Origin of the sequence: Allobosea sp. (assembly GCF_030695125.1) — a bacterium.
Classification (GTDB): domain Bacteria; phylum Pseudomonadota; class Alphaproteobacteria; order Rhizobiales; family Beijerinckiaceae; genus Allobosea.
This window is the reverse complement of the sequence record NZ_JAUYTP010000021.1, coordinates 25,121-40,360: the sequence shown is the minus strand read 5'-3', so window position 1 is coordinate 40,360 and position 15,240 is coordinate 25,121. Positions and strand designations below refer to the sequence as shown.

Annotated in this window: 15 protein-coding genes; 8 read left to right on the top strand and 7 right to left on the bottom strand. The window is 68.7% G+C overall.

The features are described from left to right. Position 1: 1 nt before the first annotated feature. Positions 2 to 214 carry a hypothetical protein gene (locus Q8S38_RS06235; protein WP_305679567.1) on the bottom strand — a complete coding sequence of 71 codons (213 nt, stop codon included), beginning with the start codon at positions 212 to 214 and terminating at the stop codon, positions 2 to 4. A gap of 221 nt (positions 215 to 435) precedes the next feature. On the opposite strand from Q8S38_RS06235, the gene Q8S38_RS06230 reads away from it, so the two are divergent. After that, complete coding sequence (locus tag Q8S38_RS06230; RefSeq protein WP_305679566.1) at positions 436 to 2,085, top strand: GGDEF domain-containing phosphodiesterase; 1,650 nt, start codon at positions 436 to 438, stop codon at positions 2,083 to 2,085. A gap of 126 nt (positions 2,086 to 2,211) precedes the next feature. On the opposite strand, the gene phaR is transcribed toward Q8S38_RS06230, so the two are convergent. After that, entirely contained in the window at positions 2,212 to 2,808 is a 597-nt protein-coding gene (gene phaR, locus Q8S38_RS06225) for a polyhydroxyalkanoate synthesis repressor PhaR (RefSeq protein WP_305679565.1), read from the bottom strand. Positions 2,809 to 3,118: 310 nt separating this feature from the next. Between phaR and Q8S38_RS06220 the strand changes: the two genes are divergently transcribed. The 5 genes from Q8S38_RS06220 to Q8S38_RS06200 all read left to right on the top strand — a co-directional run bounded on the left by Q8S38_RS06220 (position 3,119) and on the right by Q8S38_RS06200 (position 6,024). Continuing rightward, positions 3,119 to 4,297, top strand: a complete 1,179-nt coding sequence (locus tag Q8S38_RS06220) for an acetyl-CoA C-acetyltransferase (RefSeq protein ID WP_305679564.1) — start codon at positions 3,119 to 3,121, stop codon at positions 4,295 to 4,297. A gap of 7 nt (positions 4,298 to 4,304) precedes the next feature. Beyond that, entirely contained in the window at positions 4,305 to 4,520 is a 216-nt protein-coding gene (locus tag Q8S38_RS06215; RefSeq protein ID WP_305679563.1) for a DUF1737 domain-containing protein, read from the top strand. An 89-nt stretch (positions 4,521 to 4,609) separates the two neighbouring features. Beyond that, positions 4,610 to 5,332 (top strand): acetoacetyl-CoA reductase, encoded by a 723-nt coding sequence (gene phbB / locus Q8S38_RS06210; RefSeq protein WP_305679562.1) that lies wholly within the window; start codon positions 4,610 to 4,612, stop codon positions 5,330 to 5,332. Positions 5,333 to 5,425: 93 nt separating this feature from the next. After that, the gene (locus tag Q8S38_RS06205; protein WP_371125842.1) at positions 5,426 to 5,707 is read left to right on the top strand and encodes a type II toxin-antitoxin system RelE/ParE family toxin; all 282 of its coding nucleotides are present in this window, start codon (positions 5,426 to 5,428) and stop codon (positions 5,705 to 5,707) included. Next, entirely contained in the window at positions 5,704 to 6,024 is a 321-nt protein-coding gene (locus Q8S38_RS06200; RefSeq protein ID WP_371125841.1) for a helix-turn-helix domain-containing transcriptional regulator, read from the top strand. The genes Q8S38_RS06205 and Q8S38_RS06200 overlap by 4 nt, the downstream gene beginning before the upstream one ends. Before the next feature lie 19 nt (positions 6,025 to 6,043). On the opposite strand, the gene Q8S38_RS06195 is transcribed toward Q8S38_RS06200, so the two are convergent. Continuing rightward, on the bottom strand, positions 6,044 to 7,237 hold the full coding sequence (locus Q8S38_RS06195; protein WP_305679561.1) for an MFS transporter: 1,194 nt from the start codon (positions 7,235 to 7,237) through the stop codon (positions 6,044 to 6,046). 327 nt (positions 7,238 to 7,564) lie between these two features. Between Q8S38_RS06195 and yddG the strand changes: the two genes are divergently transcribed. Further along, complete coding sequence (yddG, locus tag Q8S38_RS06190; protein WP_305679560.1) at positions 7,565 to 8,422, top strand: aromatic amino acid exporter YddG; 858 nt, start codon at positions 7,565 to 7,567, stop codon at positions 8,420 to 8,422. A gap of 111 nt (positions 8,423 to 8,533) precedes the next feature. Here the strand turns inward: yddG and Q8S38_RS06185 are convergent, their stop codons facing one another. From Q8S38_RS06185 to argH, 4 genes are all read right to left on the bottom strand, one after another. Then, on the bottom strand, positions 8,534 to 11,239 hold the full coding sequence (locus tag Q8S38_RS06185) for a TIGR02302 family protein (protein ID WP_305679559.1): 2,706 nt from the start codon (positions 11,237 to 11,239) through the stop codon (positions 8,534 to 8,536). A gap of 169 nt (positions 11,240 to 11,408) precedes the next feature. Next, positions 11,409 to 12,713 carry a diaminopimelate decarboxylase gene (lysA, locus tag Q8S38_RS06180; protein WP_305679558.1) on the bottom strand — a complete coding sequence of 435 codons (1,305 nt, stop codon included), beginning with the start codon at positions 12,711 to 12,713 and terminating at the stop codon, positions 11,409 to 11,411. Positions 12,714 to 12,722: 9 nt separating this feature from the next. Continuing rightward, positions 12,723 to 12,986, bottom strand: coding sequence for an LPS translocon maturation chaperone LptM (gene lptM, locus Q8S38_RS06175; RefSeq protein ID WP_305679557.1), 264 nt, complete (start codon positions 12,984 to 12,986; stop codon positions 12,723 to 12,725). A gap of 154 nt (positions 12,987 to 13,140) precedes the next feature. Continuing rightward, positions 13,141 to 14,526, bottom strand: coding sequence for an argininosuccinate lyase (gene argH / locus Q8S38_RS06170; RefSeq protein ID WP_305679556.1), 1,386 nt, complete (start codon positions 14,524 to 14,526; stop codon positions 13,141 to 13,143). Positions 14,527 to 14,592: 66 nt separating this feature from the next. Here argH and tlpA point away from each other — a divergent pair, with 66 nt between their 5' ends. After that, a complete protein-coding gene (gene tlpA / locus Q8S38_RS06165) occupies positions 14,593 to 15,189 on the top strand; it encodes a thiol:disulfide interchange protein TlpA (RefSeq protein WP_371125840.1) in 597 nt (198 codons plus the stop codon). The last annotated feature ends 51 nt before the right edge of the window (positions 15,190 to 15,240 follow it).

The window sequence follows — 15,240 nt, the reverse complement described above, 5'->3', positions numbered from 1 at the left end:
CTCAGCGTCCGCGACGCGCCCGCAGCCCCATCGATTCGATTCGCCCGCGCAGCGCCGCGGCGCGGTAGAGCCTGGCGGCGGCCTCCGGCGTCTCGCGGTCGCGGCGGGCGAAGGGGCCGATCTCGGCCTGGCTGGCGGCAACCTGCAGCAGAAGGATCGCGGAGCCCGCCGTGGTGCGCTCGCCGACCTGCTCCCGATATCCTGAACCGCCCATGTTCCACTCCGATACGCAGGCGCTGCGCCCGGGGGCAAAGTTGCAAGCCGGCGGCCAAGCTTAACGGTGCGTTAAGGCGGCTCGGCGCATCGTTTCGGAACATTTCACTCCGTCCGGACCGGGCGATCAGGCATCGCTTCCCGCTGCCGGACATCCCGTCCCCTCGAGGCCGCTTCGCGATGCCGGTGCCGTCGATCTTCAATGCGCGTGACGATGGCCGCGTGGATCCGCGGAATCTGCTCTCGTCGATCGGCGAGGTCGTCTACACCTGGGACATCCATAGCGACGCCCTGATCTGGGGCCCCAATGCGGCCGATGTGCTGGGCGCGATTCCCGATGCGGCGATGGCGCGCGGCCTCGGCTTTGCCGGCCTTGTCGAGCCCGGCAGCGGCCGCAGCCGCTATGATGCGGTGTTCTCCTCGGGCGGGCACGACCAGGGCGAGGGCGTGATCTACCGCACCCGCTACGCCGCCAATTTCATCGGCCGCCAGATGTGGGTCGAGGATGCCGGCCGCTGGTTTGCCGGCACGGATGGCCGCCCGGCCTCGGCGCGCGGCATGCTGCGGCTGGAACGCCAGGTGCGTCCCGACGAACTGATGGCGCCGTCAGGCGAGCTGGGCGATCGCCCGGCCCTGGTGGAGCGCCTGGCGATGGCCTTGAGCGAGCATTTGCCGGCCGAGCGCAACGTCGTGGTGCTGGTCGCTGCGATCGACGAACTGGCGCGGCTCAACGACGATTTCGGCCACGAGGCGACCGACGAGATCATCGGCATGGTGCAGGAGCGCCTGCGCTCGGTGACGCGCCGGCGCGACCATCTCGTGCGCTATTCCGGCAACCGCTTCGCCATCCTGCTCACGGGCTGCCCGCAGAACCAGGTCGCGGCCGCGGCCAAGCGCTTCAGCAAGGCGGTGGCCCAGGCGGCCATCGAGACCGCGCGCGGCATCGCGCTGGTGCGCCTGCGCGTCGGCGCGGCGATTGCCCCCGATCTGTCCAACCATGCCGGCACGCTGCTCTCGGCCGCCGAGAACGCGCTGGCCGGCGCCAAGGCGGGCGCGGCCGATGCGGCCGTGATCGCCCGCCGGCACGAAAGCCGCGAGCGCAGCGACACCGAGACCAGCTTCGATGTCGGCGCGCTCGCCGCCCTCAACGAGCGGCGCGTCGAACTGGCGCTGCAGCCGATCGTCCGGGCGAAGTCGCGCGAGGTCGCCTTCCACGAGGCGCTGCTGCGGGTCTCGCTCGGCGACAAGGGCGCCTTCTTCGCGACGGCGGAGCTGATCCCGATGCTGGAGCGGCGCGGGCTCGTGCGCCTGTTCGACCATCGCGTGCTCGAACTCGCGGTCGATCTGCTGAGCCAGGAGCCGGAACTGACGCTGTCGGTCAATGTCTCGCCGCGCTCGCTGTCGGATCCCGAATGGCTCGACGCCTTCCTCGCCTGCACGGGCGGCGGCCGCGGCATCGCCGAACGGCTCGTCGTCGAGATCACCGAGACCGCAACGATCGAGAATCCGGGCCGGATCGCGCGGCTGCTCGGCCAGATCAAGGACCGCGGTGCGCGCGTCGCGATCGACGATTTCGGCGCGGGCCATACCTCGCTGCGCCATCTGCGCGCCTTCCCGATCGACATTCTGAAGATCGACGGCACCTTCACGCAGAATCTGCGCCGCTCGACCGACGACCGCTTCTATGTCCGCACCCTGATCGACCTCGCCCGCCATCTCGGCGTCGAGACGGTCGCGGAATGGGTCGATGACGAACTCCAGGCCAGCATGCTCGCGGACTGGGGCGTCACCTATCTGCAGGGGCATCTGCTGGGCAAGGCCGAGCTGCGGCGGCCGGTGACGGGCGCGGCGGCGCGGGTCACCGCCAGCTAGCTCAAGCCATTTTGAATGGCGGTCGTCATCCCGGGCGGCGCTGCTTCACCGCTTGCCCAGGATGACGGCGTGTTTTCCAAACACATAGCCGCACGCTCGCGATGAAGCCCGACGGTCGAACCGCCCTCACTTCGTCTTGGCGAGCTTGTCCAGCCGGTCGCGCATCTCGCCCAGCTCGCGCTTGAGTTCGCCGAGATCGTCGCCCTTGGCGGCGCCGGCCGCAGCGCTGTCTTCCTGCGCCTTGGCGGCGGCCGCCGCGGCGAAGGGGTTGAACACCCGGAAGGCCTCGGTGAAGATCGCCATGTTGGCGCGCGTCTGGGCCTGAATGGCGTCCATGGCGCCGCTGCCGAGCGGGCCGCCTGCGAAAGCCTTGGTCATCTGCTCGCGGAACTGGCCCTGGTCCTTGGTCAGGCTGTCCATCGAGAATTCGAGATAGCGCGGCACCAGCGCCTGCATGCTGTCGCCGTAGAAGCGGATCAGCTGGCGCAGGAAGGCGATCGGCAGCAGGTTCTGCCCGTCCTTGGATTCCTCGTCGAAGATGATCTGCGCCAGAACCGGACGGGTGATGTCCTCGCCGGACTTGGCGTCATAGACGACGAAATCCTCGCCGCCGCGCACGAGGCCGGCCAGATCTTCGAGCGTCACATAGGAACTCGTGCCCGTGTGATAGAGCCTGCGATTGGCGTATTTCTTGATGACGGTCGGTTCTTTGTCGGTAGCCATCAGCGTCCTGCACTTTGGACCGGACCCTCCCGCGAAGATCGCGCGACGGCCGGACAGTCGGTCTGCTCGACAGCGATGGTAGCCACTGCGGCGTGCGTCGCAAGTTTTTTGAGCGGGCCATCAGAAAACAGGATCAAGTCATGGGCGCTGCAGCTTGTCTTTGCGCCAACGCAAAGATGTTCTGCCGCCCGTTTGCGCGCAGCGATCTCTTTCGGCTGACTTGACGGCGAGGCGGCGGGCTTCGAAGGTGCCCTCCGAACAGGGCGCCCGGCGCGGTCCGGCCGTCGACAACCAGCTGAGGATTTCCCCCATGGCCGATACGGATATCGTGATCGTCAGCGCCGCGCGCACCGCGGTCGGCGCCTTCAACGGCGCCTTCGCCAACACCACGGCGCATGATCTCGGCGCCGCAGCGATCAAGGAGGCCCTGTCGCGCGCCCGGCTCGAGGGCGGCGATGTCGACGAGGTCATCATGGGCCAGATCCTGACGGCCGGCCAGGGCCAGAACCCCGCCCGCCAGGCCGCGATGCTCGCCGGCATCCCGCAGGAGAAGACGGCCTGGGGCCTGAACCAGCTCTGCGGCTCGGGCCTGCGCACGGTCGCGATCGGACTGCAGCAGATCGCCAATGGCGATGCCGACATCGTCGTGGCCGGCGGCCAGGAATCGATGTCGATGTCGCAGCATGCCGCGCATCTGCGCAACGGCACCAAGATGGGCGACACCAAGTTCATCGATACGATGATCAAGGACGGGCTCTGGGATGCCTTCCATGGCTATCACATGGGCACCACCGCCGAGAACGTCGCGACGAAGTGGCAGATCACCCGCGAGGAGCAGGACGCGTTTGCCGTCGCCTCGCAGAACAAGGCGGAAGCCGCTCAGAAGGCCGGCCGGTTCAAGGACGAGATCGTTCCCTTCACCGTCTCGACCCGCAAGGGCGACATCGTCGTCGATACCGACGAATATCCCCGCCACGGCGCCACGATCGAGGCGATGGCCAAGCTCAAGCCTGCCTTCTCCAAGGACGGCACGGTGACCGCCGGAAACGCGTCCGGCATCAATGACGGCGCGGCCGCGCTGGTGGTGATGACCGCCAAGGAAGCCGCCCGGCGCGGCCTGACCCCGCTGGCGCGCATCGCCTCCTGGGCGACGGCCGGCGTCGATCCGGCGATCATGGGTTCGGGCCCGATCCCGGCGACGCGCAAGGCGCTGGAGAAGGCCGGCTGGAAGATCGCCGATCTCGATCTGGTCGAGGCCAACGAGGCCTTCGCGGCGCAGGCGCTGGCGGTGAACAAGGACCTCGGCTGGAACCCGGAGATCGTCAACGTCAATGGCGGCGCGATCGCGATCGGCCATCCGATCGGCGCGTCCGGCGCCCGCGTGCTGGTGACGCTGCTGCACGAAATGGCCAAGCGCGACGCCAAGAAGGGCCTCGCCACGCTGTGCATCGGCGGCGGCATGGGCGTCGCCATGGCGCTGGAGCGCTGAGAGCGGCATGGCGCGCCAGACGACGCTCTACCGCTACCTGACCGGACCCGATGACGCCGCCTTCTGTCATCGGGTTTCGGAGGCGCTGAGCCGGGGCTGGGTGCTCTACGGGCATCCGACCCTGACCTTTGACGCCGCACAAGGCCGCGTCGTCTGCGGGCAGGCCATCATCAAGGACATCGAGGGTGCCTACGCGCCCGATCTGAAGCTGTCGGAACACTAGATCGCCGCGCGTCTGTCCGGGCCCGGCGATCGATCACGGTGAAATGCTAACGCGCGGCGCCCACGCCGCCATCTGGAGGGGATGAGGTCATGACGAAGGTTGCGTTGGTCACGGGCGGAACGCGCGGCATCGGGGCGGCGATCAGCCGGGCCCTGCAGGAGGCCGGCCACAGGGTCGCCGCCAGCTATGCCGGCAATGACGAGGCGGCGGCCAAGTTCCAGGCCGAGACGAACATCCCGGTGTTCAAATGGGATGTCGGCGATTACGACGCCTGCGCGGCGGGCATCGCCAAGGTCGAGGCCGATCTCGGGCCGATCGACATCCTCGTGAACAATGCCGGCATCACCCGCGACGGCTTTTTCCACAAGATGACGCGGGAGCAGTGGTCGGACGTGATCCGCACCAATCTCGATTCGCTGTTCAACATGACGCGCCCGGTGATCGAGGGCATGCGCGCCCGCTCCTTCGGCCGCATCATCGTGATCTCCTCGATCAACGGCCAGAAGGGCCAGATGGGGCAGGTCAACTACTCCGCCGCCAAGGCCGGCGATATCGGCTTCGTCAAGGCGCTGGCGCAGGAGAACGCCAACAAGGGCATCACCGTCAACGCGATCACGCCGGGCTATATCGGCACCGACATGGTCGCGGCCATGCCCGAGGAGGCGCTGAAGCGCGTCGTCGCCGGCATCCCGGTCGGCCGTCTCGGCAAGCCCGAGGAGATCGCCGCGATGGTCGTCTTCCTCGCTTCGGAGCAGGGCGCCTTCGCCACCGGCGCGACCTTCGCCGTCAATGGCGGGCAGTACATGGCGTGAGGGCCTCACGCCCTTGAAAGGTAACGTATAAGGCACTATCGTGATCGAGGTCGTTGCTTACGTCGATGCGAGCGGGAAAAGTCCCTTCGCGCGATGGTTCGCCGGCCTCGATTACGCGGCAGCGGCACGAGTCGGGGCTGCGCTGTTGCGGATCGAACAGGGAAACTTGTCCAATCTGAAGGGATTGGGGGCGGGCTCGCGGAGTACAAGATCAACGTCGGGCCCGGTTACCGGATCTATCTCGCTCGACGCGGCGACAGCCTGATCATCCTGCTTTGCGGCGGAACGAAACAGCTGCAAGGCGCCGACATCTCGCGGGCTCGGGATTATCTCGCCGACTACGAAGATCGGCTTGCGAGTGAAAGGTTTCAATGATGGTACTCACGCGCAGTTTCCGGGAAATCGTCGCGGAGCGTGCAGCGCGGGAACCGGAATTCCGCGAGGCTCTCCTGGAAGAAGCGGTCTCTCTGCTGGTGACGGGCGATGTCCAGACCGGCAAGGCGATGCTGCGCGACCTGATCAACGCCACGATGGGGTTCGAAACATTGGCGCGCGCAACCGGCACGCCGTCGAAGAGCCTGATGCGAATGTTTGGACCGAAAGGAAATCCGACCGCCAACAAGCTGTTTGCCGTTCTGCAGGCGGTGCAAAAGAGCGAAGGCATTGAATTGACGGTCTCCGCAGCACGTTGACCCGTCGATACAGTCGGCCTCACCCCCGCCGCGATTTCGGCAGCAGGAAGGTCAGCAGCCCCAGGGCCGGCAGCCAGGCCGTGATGCGGAAGACCTCGACGATGCCGATCTTGTCGGCCAGCGCGCCGAGCACGGCGGCCGCGATGCCGGCGAGGCCGAAGGACAGCCCGTAGAACAATCCGCCGACCAGCCCGACGCGGTGGGGCACGAGGTCGATGGCGTAGATCAGGATCGCCGAGAAGGCGCTCGCCATCACGAAGCTGATGATCACGCTGAGCACGCCGGTCCAGAACAGATCGGCATGGGGCAGGAGCAGCGCAAACGGCAGCGAGCCGACGATCGAGAGCCAGATCACCCGGTCGCGGCCGATGCGGTCGCCGACCATGCCGCCGATGATGACACCGAAGGTCGACACCAGCAGATAGAGGAACAGCATGATCTGCGAGAGCTGCACCGTGATCTCGAAGCGCGTCATCAGATAGAAGGTGTAATAGGAGGTGAAGGCGGCGTTGTAGCCGTTCTTCGACACCAGCAGCAGGATCAGGATCGTCATCGCGAAGAGCACGCGTCCGCGCGAGAGGCCGTGCCCGGCGACGTCATCGCCATGGCTCGCGGTCTGGGCGCGGCGGAAGGCGCTGTAGCGCGAGGCGGTCCAGGACATCAGGACCATCGCGACCAGCACGACGATCGAGAACCAGGCCAGGCTTGCCTGGCCGCGCGGCACGACCACGGCCGCCGCCAGCAGCGGGCCGATCGCATAGCCGGCATGACCGCCGACCTGGAACAAGCCCTGTGCCAGGCCCTGGCGGCCGGCCGCGGCATGGCGCGCCATCCGGGTGGCTTCGGGGTGAAACACAGCCGAGCCGAGACCGACCAGCGCGGCGGCGAGCAGGACCATGCCGTAGCTCGTGGCGAAGGCCAGCGTCAGCAGACCGACCAGCGTCGCCCCCATGCCGGCGACCATCGCATGCGGCCAGGGCCGCTTGTCGGTGAGCCAGCCGAGCAGGGGCTGCAACAGCGAGGACGTCACCTGGAAGGCGAGTGTGATCAGGCCGATCTGGCCGAAATCGAGCTGGAAACTCTCCTTGATCAGCGGATAGAGCGCCGGGATCATCGACTGAAGCAGGTCGTTCAGCAGATGCGCGACGCTGAGCGCGACGAGGATCGGGATCAGGGGGCGGCGCTCGGTGGCCGGCATGGAGAGCGTTGTCATGGCCCCGACGCTTGATCCTTCACGCGGTCTTGGTCAAGGCGGCGATCCGGCGTGCGGGTCATGGCGCCCATGGCGCCAATGCCGTGCTGCACTGTGGCGAGGACTTGCGTGGAGGTTGGTGTCGGGAACCAAGCCGTCATCCCGGACGCAGCGAAGCGGAGATCCAGGATCCATTCCTGAGCGCTTGCCGGGGAGGTTCCGGAATGGATCCCGGGTCTCCCTCCGGTCGCCCGGGATGACGGCGTCTTTGTCTGCGCACGCAGACTATCGGCTTTCCGCGGCCCGCCTGCTATCGAAGCCGCGACCGCGCTCCAACCCCGCTCGCCCATGACCTCCCGCACCGCCACGCTCATCGGCGCCCTCGCCATCCTGCTCTGGTCGACGCTCGCCGTGTTCACCGCGATGAGCGGGCGGGTGCCGCCGTTCCAGTTGGTCGGCATGACCTTCGTGATCGGCGGGCTCCTGATCCTCGCGATCACTGCTGCGCGCGGGCAGCTCTCGCGCATCCGCCCGACGCCGGCCTCCTTTGGGCTGGGGCTCTACGGGCTCTTCGGCGACACTGCTTTGTACTATGCGGCGGTGAAGACGGCGCCTGCGGCCGAGGCCAATCTGATCCATTATCTCTGGCCGCTGCTGATCGTGCTGTTCGCGGCGCTTCTACCGGGCGGGCGGCTGCGGCCTCGGCATCTGGTCGGCGCGCTGATCGGGCTGGCTGCAACCGGGCTGCTGATCTCCGGCGGGCTTGGCTCAGGCCAGGGACTGGCGCTCGGCCATATCCTGGCGGCGCTCGGCGCCTTCGTCTGGGCGAGCTATTCCGTGGTTTCGCGCCGCTTCGCCGCGGTGCCGTCGGAGAGCCTGTGCATCACCATGCTCGGCTGCGCCGTGCCGGCCTTTGCCTGCCATCTCGCCTTCGAGACGACCTTGTGGACGCTGACGGCGGTCGAATGGGCCGGCGTGCTCGGACTGGGCCTTGGCTCGATCGGGCTGGCCTTCGTCGTCTGGGACATCGGCATGAAGCAGGGCGACGTCGCTCTGCTCGGCGTCGCCTCCTATGCGGCCCCCGTGCTCTCGACGATCATCCTCGTGCTCGCGGGCTACGCCCAGCCGAGCTGGCTGCTGGCCGTCTCCTGCGTGCTGATCGTGGTCGGGGCGGTGGTCGCGAGCTGGGAGCGATCCAAAGCCTGACCCAGCCGTCATTCTCGGGCGCAGCGCAGCGAAGACCCGAGAATCTCATGACGAGAGGTGTCTGGTTTCCGAGATGGTCGGGTCAAGCCCGACCATGACGCTGCCTATTCCTCAATTCCGCCTGAGCAGCCGCTCCAGATAATCCAGCTCTTCCATCGGCCGCGACGGGTCGCCGAGCCTCCGGCGGAGTTCCTCGAGGATGCGGCGGGCGCGCTGGGTGGCACTCTCGTCGGCGCCGGGCACGCGGACGCGGCCATCGGCCCAGTCGCGCTGGCGCTGCGGCCGTCCGAGAGGGTCCTCGCGGCCGCGCTGCTGCGCCGAGGGACGGCCCGAGGGCTGTCCGTCCGGCTCGCCGAAGGCGCCTTCGCCGGGCTCGCCGCCTTCGCCGGGCTGGCCCTGCATCTGCTGGGCGAGGTTCTGGGCGCCCTTGCGCAGCGCGTCCAGCGCGCGGCCTTGCGCGTCGAGCGCGCCTTCGCCCTGGCCCTGGCCGAGCTGCTCGCCGGCCTCGCCCATGGCGCCCTCGGCCTCGCCGAGCTCGCCCTGCTGGGGCGCGCCCATGCCGCGCATCCGGCGCTGCAGATCCTGGAGCCGGTCGCGCAATTGCTGCTGGCGTTGGGCGAGGCTCTGCCCGCCCTGGCCCTGCTGCCCTTGCGCGCCCTGCTGGCCTTCGCCCTCCTCGCCGTCCTCGCCCTGTTCACCGGGCTGCTGGCCCGGCTGCTGGCCACGCTGCCCTTGCTGGCCCTGCTGACGCTGGCCCTGCTGGCCGGGACGGGCCTGCTGCTGGCCGGGGCGCTGGCCGCGCTGGGCGCGGTTCTGGCGCTGCTGCTCCTGCTGAAAGGTTTCGTCGCGCAGGCCCTGCTGCTCGCGCGTCATCCGGTCGAGGTCCGACAGCGCCTGGTTCATCTCGCGCTGGCGCGGGTCCTGCTGGCCCGGACGCGCCATCTGGAGATTGTTGAGCATCTGGTTGAGCTCTTCCATCAGGCGCTGCGCCTCGGCCATGTCGCCGCGCTTCGAGAGCTCCTCGATGCGGTTGAGCATGTTCTGCAGATCGCGCGGCGTGACGGTGCGGAAGTTCTCCGGCAACTGCGACATCTGGTTGGGGTCGGCGTTCTGCTGCTGGCGCTGCATCTGCTCGGCGAGCTGGCGCATGAACTGGTCCATGGCCCGGCGCAGATCCTCGGTCAGCTTCTTGATCTCGTCCTCGGAGGCGCCGCGCTCGAGCGCCTGCTGCAGGTTTTCCTGCGCCGCCCGCATCGCCTTCTCGGCGTCGGAGAGATCGCCGTCCTCGAGCTGCAGCGCTAGCGCCCACATCAGTTCGGCGACCTCGCGCAGCTGGTCGTCGCTGCCGGCCCGGCGCAGCCGCTCGTTGACCATCCGCATGCCCAAATAGATTCCGGTCTCCTTCATGAAGAGCGTCGGCTCGATCAGCAGCGCGTCCATGGCGAGCTGGACCTTGCTGCGGTCGTCGACATTCATGACGAGCTTGCGGCGCTGCTCGACCAGCGCCTTGGCCAGCGGCTTGGCGAAGGTGCGCTGCGGCAGCACGATCTCGATCGCTTCGCTGCGGCCTTCCTGGCCGGCCTCGTCGCGCGCGACCAAGGTCATCTTGACCCTGGCGCCGGCCCAGGGATGGGCCGAGAAATCGACGGTGCTCTTCATCTCCTCCTCGCCGGAGGGGGAGGCGGGCACGCTGAGCGTCTGCTTGGGCGCCTCGACCAGCGAGCGCCCGGTCGAGGCCGGGCCGCTGCGCTCAACCGTGGCCTCGATCGCGGCCAGGCCGTAATCGTCCCGGGCGGTGTAGGCGATCGACAGGCCGCCGCCCTGGGCGCCGGTGACGGGCTTGGGCGGTTCGACGAAGGCGGCCTGCGGCGGCTGGTCGGCGATCGCGGCGATCGACAGGACGGTGCCCGGCGCGCCGCTTCCGGTCAGGCGCAAGGTGCCGTTGCCGACGAGCGTGTAGCGCTTCTCCAGGACGGCCGGGGCCTCGCCCGGAGCGGGCTTGGCCGCCGCGGCCGCGCCCGGCTTGGTCTCCGCCGGCGGCAGCCCGTCGAGACCGCCCGTCGTCGCGACATTCATCGCGGTCTTGCCGGCGATGCGCACGACGATCGTCGATTTTTCCGGCGCGCTGAGCTGCAGGCTCGCGAGCTTCGCGAAATCGATCAGCATCGGCGGCAGGCGGGTATAGGCGGGCGGATCGATCCAGGCGTCGATCCGGATGGCCGGCGCCGGCAGCGAGGGGCCGCGCCAGTCGAAGGCGGCGGCGAGCCGGGGCATGGCCTCGTGGCCGGCGACGAAGACAGCGGTGATCGCCGCCAGAAGCGGCACGGCGCGCAGCGCATAGCGGTCGCGGCCGGCCATGCGCGGCTGCGGCGGAGTCACGCTCAGTCCGGCGATGCGCGCGCCCTGCCGCTCGACATGAACAGCCCAGAGCGCCTGCGAGACCGGATCCCTGGCGCCGACCGCGAGGCTGTCCTCCAGCGACGAGGCCGGGCGGTGGCCGCCCGCGAGCGACTGGTCGAGCCGCGTCAGCGCATCGCGATGCGTCGGCAGCGCCATCCGCGCGACGTGCCAGAGGCTCGCCAGCAGCGCCGCTGCGAAGAGCGCGACGCCCAGAACCCGGCCCTGCCAGGGCAGGGCGGTCCACAGCCCGAACCAGGAGACGGCGAGAAAGGTCAGGGCCACCGCGGCGGGCAGCCAGAGCCGTGGCCAGAGGCGTTCCCAGCCCAGCGAAATCCGCGACGCCATGGCGAGGCGCGTCAGCCGCTGCCGCACGCCTTCGATCCGATCCGGCGCCTTGCGGCGCTGCGCCTCATTCATGCCGTCGCTCCGAGCCGCCCCCAATGCCGCCGGGACTTCAATCCGCCTGCATCCGCCGCCTGCACCTTCGGCCTGCACCTGCCGATCGTGCCGAGGCTAGCACGGGAATGTGGCAAGGCCAGTGCCAAGACGCCGCGCTGGCCCCCGCTCGACGTTTCGTGAACGCGGCTCAGGCCAGCCAGGGCGGTGCACGATCCGTGCCGAGCAGCTCTTCGAAGGTCTGGCGCGGCCGCGTCACGGCATAGTCGGCGCCCTTGACCAGCACTTCCGCCACCAGCAGCCGCTGGTTGTAGGTCGAGGACATGCTGGCGCCGTAGGCTCCCGCAGTCATGAAGGCGATCAGATCGTCAGGCGCCAGCGCCGGCAGGACGCGGCCCGTGGTGAAGGTGTCGCCCGATTCGCAGATCGGCCCGACCACGTCATAGGCCACCTCCGGCGTGCCGGCCTGGGGCTCCGCCACCGGCCAGATCTCGTGATAGGCCTCGTACATGGCCGGGCGGACGAGGTCGTTCATCGCCGCATCGACGACGAGGAACTGCTTGGTCGGGCGCGGATTGAGATGCAGCACCCGCGTCATCAGGATGCCGGCATTGCCGACGATCAGCCGCCCCGGCTCGAAGCCGAGTTCGACGTCGAGCCCCTGCGTGACCCGCTTCACCATCGCGGCATAGGCCTCGATCAGCCCCGGGCCGTGGTCGAAATCCCGGCCTTCCAGGTCCTGCGGGATGTCGTAGGGAATGCCGAGGCCGCCGCCGAGATCGAGCCGATCGACGCGGTGGCCTTCCCCGCGCAGATCGCCGACCAGCACCGCCATCTTGGCATAGGCTGCCTCGAAGGATTCGGTCTCCTGGATCTGGCTGCCGATATGCAGCGCCAGCCCCATCATGCGGACGCCGGGCAGGTTGGCGGCGCGGGCATAGAGCCGGCCGACCTCCTCGAAGGAGACGCCGAACTTGTTCTCCGACGAGCCGGTGGTGATCTTGGCGTGGCCGCCGGCGCCGATGTCGGGGTTGACCCGGAACACCGCCTCCTGGCGCTTGCCCAGCGCGGATGCGACCCGGGAGAGCAGATCGAGCTCGCCTTCCGTCTCGATATTGACCTGGTAGATGCCGGCTTGAACCGCGAAGCGCAGCTCGCTCTCGCTCTTGCCGACGCCGGAGAAGACGATGCGATTCGCCGGGAAGCCGGCGGCGAGCGCCTTGCGGATTTCGCCCTCGGAGACCGTGTCGGCGCCGGCGCCGAGCGAAGCCAGCGTCTTCAGCACGCCGAGATTGCCGTTGGCCTTCATCGCGTAGAAGACATGCGCCTTGCCCGCGGGCGCCGCGCTCTGCATCGCCTGCGCATAGAGCCGGTAATGCCGCTCGATCGTCGCGGACGAGTAGACATAGACGGGGGTGCCGACCTCGTCGGCGATGCGGCGCAGATCGACGTCCTCGGCGAAGAGGGAGCCGTCGCGATAGCTGAAATGATGCATCGGACGCTCTTAGAGGATCGGATCGAGAATGAAGGGCTTCTCGGGAATGGTGATCGCGCGGTTGGCCTTGGCCGGCTTGGCGAGGACCGAGGTCTGGCCGAGCGAGGCGGCGTCGTTCTCGACGGCGCCGGTCTGAGCGTCGGGCAGGTCGATGGCGCCGGTCGCGTTCGGCGGGGCCTCGAGCGGGCCCTTGCGGCCGCAGGCTCCGAGCGCGAGGGCGAGCAGACCCGCGACCAGGACGGCGCGGCCGAATTTCAGGCGGGAGTGCAGCACGGAAACGAACCCTTGGGCGAGGCGGGCATCGGGCGATGCGAGCGGGGAGTGTAGCGAAGGATGGCGGCAGAGGCGAGCCGCCGCGTCAGTCTCGGGCTTGACCCGAGACTCTCCTGCCGGAGATGCCCGGGTCAAGCCCGGGCATGACGCGACCTCAGCCCTTCGCCAGTTTCTTCAGCCAGCGCCTGGCCTGACGGCGGACATTGTTGGGCGCCGTACCGCCATAGCTGACGCGGCTCCGGACCGACTGGTCGACGCCGAGCACGGCGAAGACGGCGTCCGTGATCTGCGGCTCCACCGCCTGCATCTCGGCGAGGGTGAGCTTCTCCAGCCCAATCTTGCGCTCGGAGGCGAGGCCGACAAGGCGGCCGGTGACGTGGTGGGCGTCGCGGAACGGCATCTTCAGCACGCGCACCAGCCAGTCGGCGAGGTCGGTGGCGGTGGCGTAGCCGAGGCCGGCGGCGCGCTTCATCACCTTCAGGTCCGGCTCCATGTCGCGGACCATGCCGGCCATGGCGGCCAAGCAGAGCGAGAGCGTCTGGAGCGCGTCGAAAGTGCCCTCCTTGTCCTCCTGCATGTCCTTAGAATAGGTCAGCGGCAGGCCCTTCATCATCGTCAGCATCGCCTGGAGATGACCGAAGACGCGCCCCGATTTGCCGCGCACCAGCTCGGCGGCGTCGGGGTTGCGCTTCTGCGGCATGATCGAGGAGCCCGTCGAGAAGGCGTCCGACAAGCGCACGAAGCCGAATTGCGGCGTCGCCCAGAGCACGATTTCCTCGGCCAGCCGCGACAGATGCATCGCGCAGATCGAGGCCGCGGCCAGCGTCTCCAGCACGAAGTCGCGGTCGGAGACCGAATCGAGCGAGTTCGCCGTCGGCCGGTCGAAGCCCAGCGCATGGGCCGTCATCTCGCGGTCGATCGGGAAGGAGGTGCCGGCGAGTGCGGCGGCGCCCAGCGGGCATTCGTTCAGCCGCTCGCGGGCATCGGCGACGCGGCCGCGGTCGCGGCCGAGCATCTCGACATAGGCGAGCAGATGATGGCCGAAGGTCACCGGCTGGGCCGATTGCAGATGGGTGAAGCCCGGCATCACCGCGCCCGCATAGGTCTCGGCCTTCTGGGCGAGGGCGAGCTGGAGATCGGCCATCTGCTCGTCGAGCTGGTCGAGCGTGTCGCGCACCCATAGCCGCATGTCGGTGGCGACCTGGTCGTTGCGCGAGCGGCCGGTGTGCAGCCGGCCGGCGGCGGCGCCGATCCGGTCCTTCAGGCTGCTCTCGACATTCATGTGGACGTCTTCGAGCGCGCGCGAGAACGTGAAGGTCCCGGCCTCGATATCGGCCTGGACCTGCTTGAGCCCGGCGTCGATCGCGGCCACATCCTCCTTCGTCAGGATGCCCGTCTCGCCGAGCATCGCCGCATGGGCGAGTGAACCGCGGATGTCCTGGCGCCAGAGGCGCTGGTCGAAATCGATGGAGGCGTTGATTTCCTCCATGATGGCGTCGGGACCCGTGGCGAAGCGCCCACCCCACATGCGATTGCTCACGACGGTCTTTCCTGCTTTGAGGACGCGATGAGGTCCAGAACGAAAATAACGGCCGCGATCGGGGCCTTGGCCCTGGTCGCTGTCGCTGGCGTTGCGGCCTTCTACTCCGTTGCGGGCAATGCCGGCAATTCCGCATCTTGCAGTGCCGCCCGGCCCGCCGCGGCGCGCATGGCGCCGCTGGCGCGCGGCGAGGTCGCCGCCGTCCAGGTCCATGCCACGCCGCTGCCGACGACCGACCTCGCCTTCGAGGGCCCCGACGGCCAACCGACGACGCTGTCGGCCTTCCGGGGCAAGACGCTGCTGGTCAATCTCTGGGCGACCTGGTGCCCGCCCTGTTTGAAGGAGATGCCGGCGCTCGATGCGCTGCAGAGCGGGCTCGGCGGCCCGGATTTCGCGGTGGTGGCGATCAATATCGACACCCGCAATCTCGACAAGCCGAGGGCCTGGCTGGCCGACCGCAAGATCACGGCGCTGACCTATTACGCCGATCCGCAGGCGAAGGTGTTCCAGGAGCTGCGCGCCGCCCGCAAGATCGAGGGCATGCCGGTCAGCCTGATCGTCGACGCGCAGGGCTGCGAACTGGCGATCCTGCAGGGCCCCGCCGACTGGGCGAGCGCCGACGCCAAGGCGCTGATCGGGGCGGCGATGGCGCCTCCGCGCTAGGGCGGGCTTCACCCCTCCGAAGGTCGTCTGGCCAGACCCGCGCGCTTGACG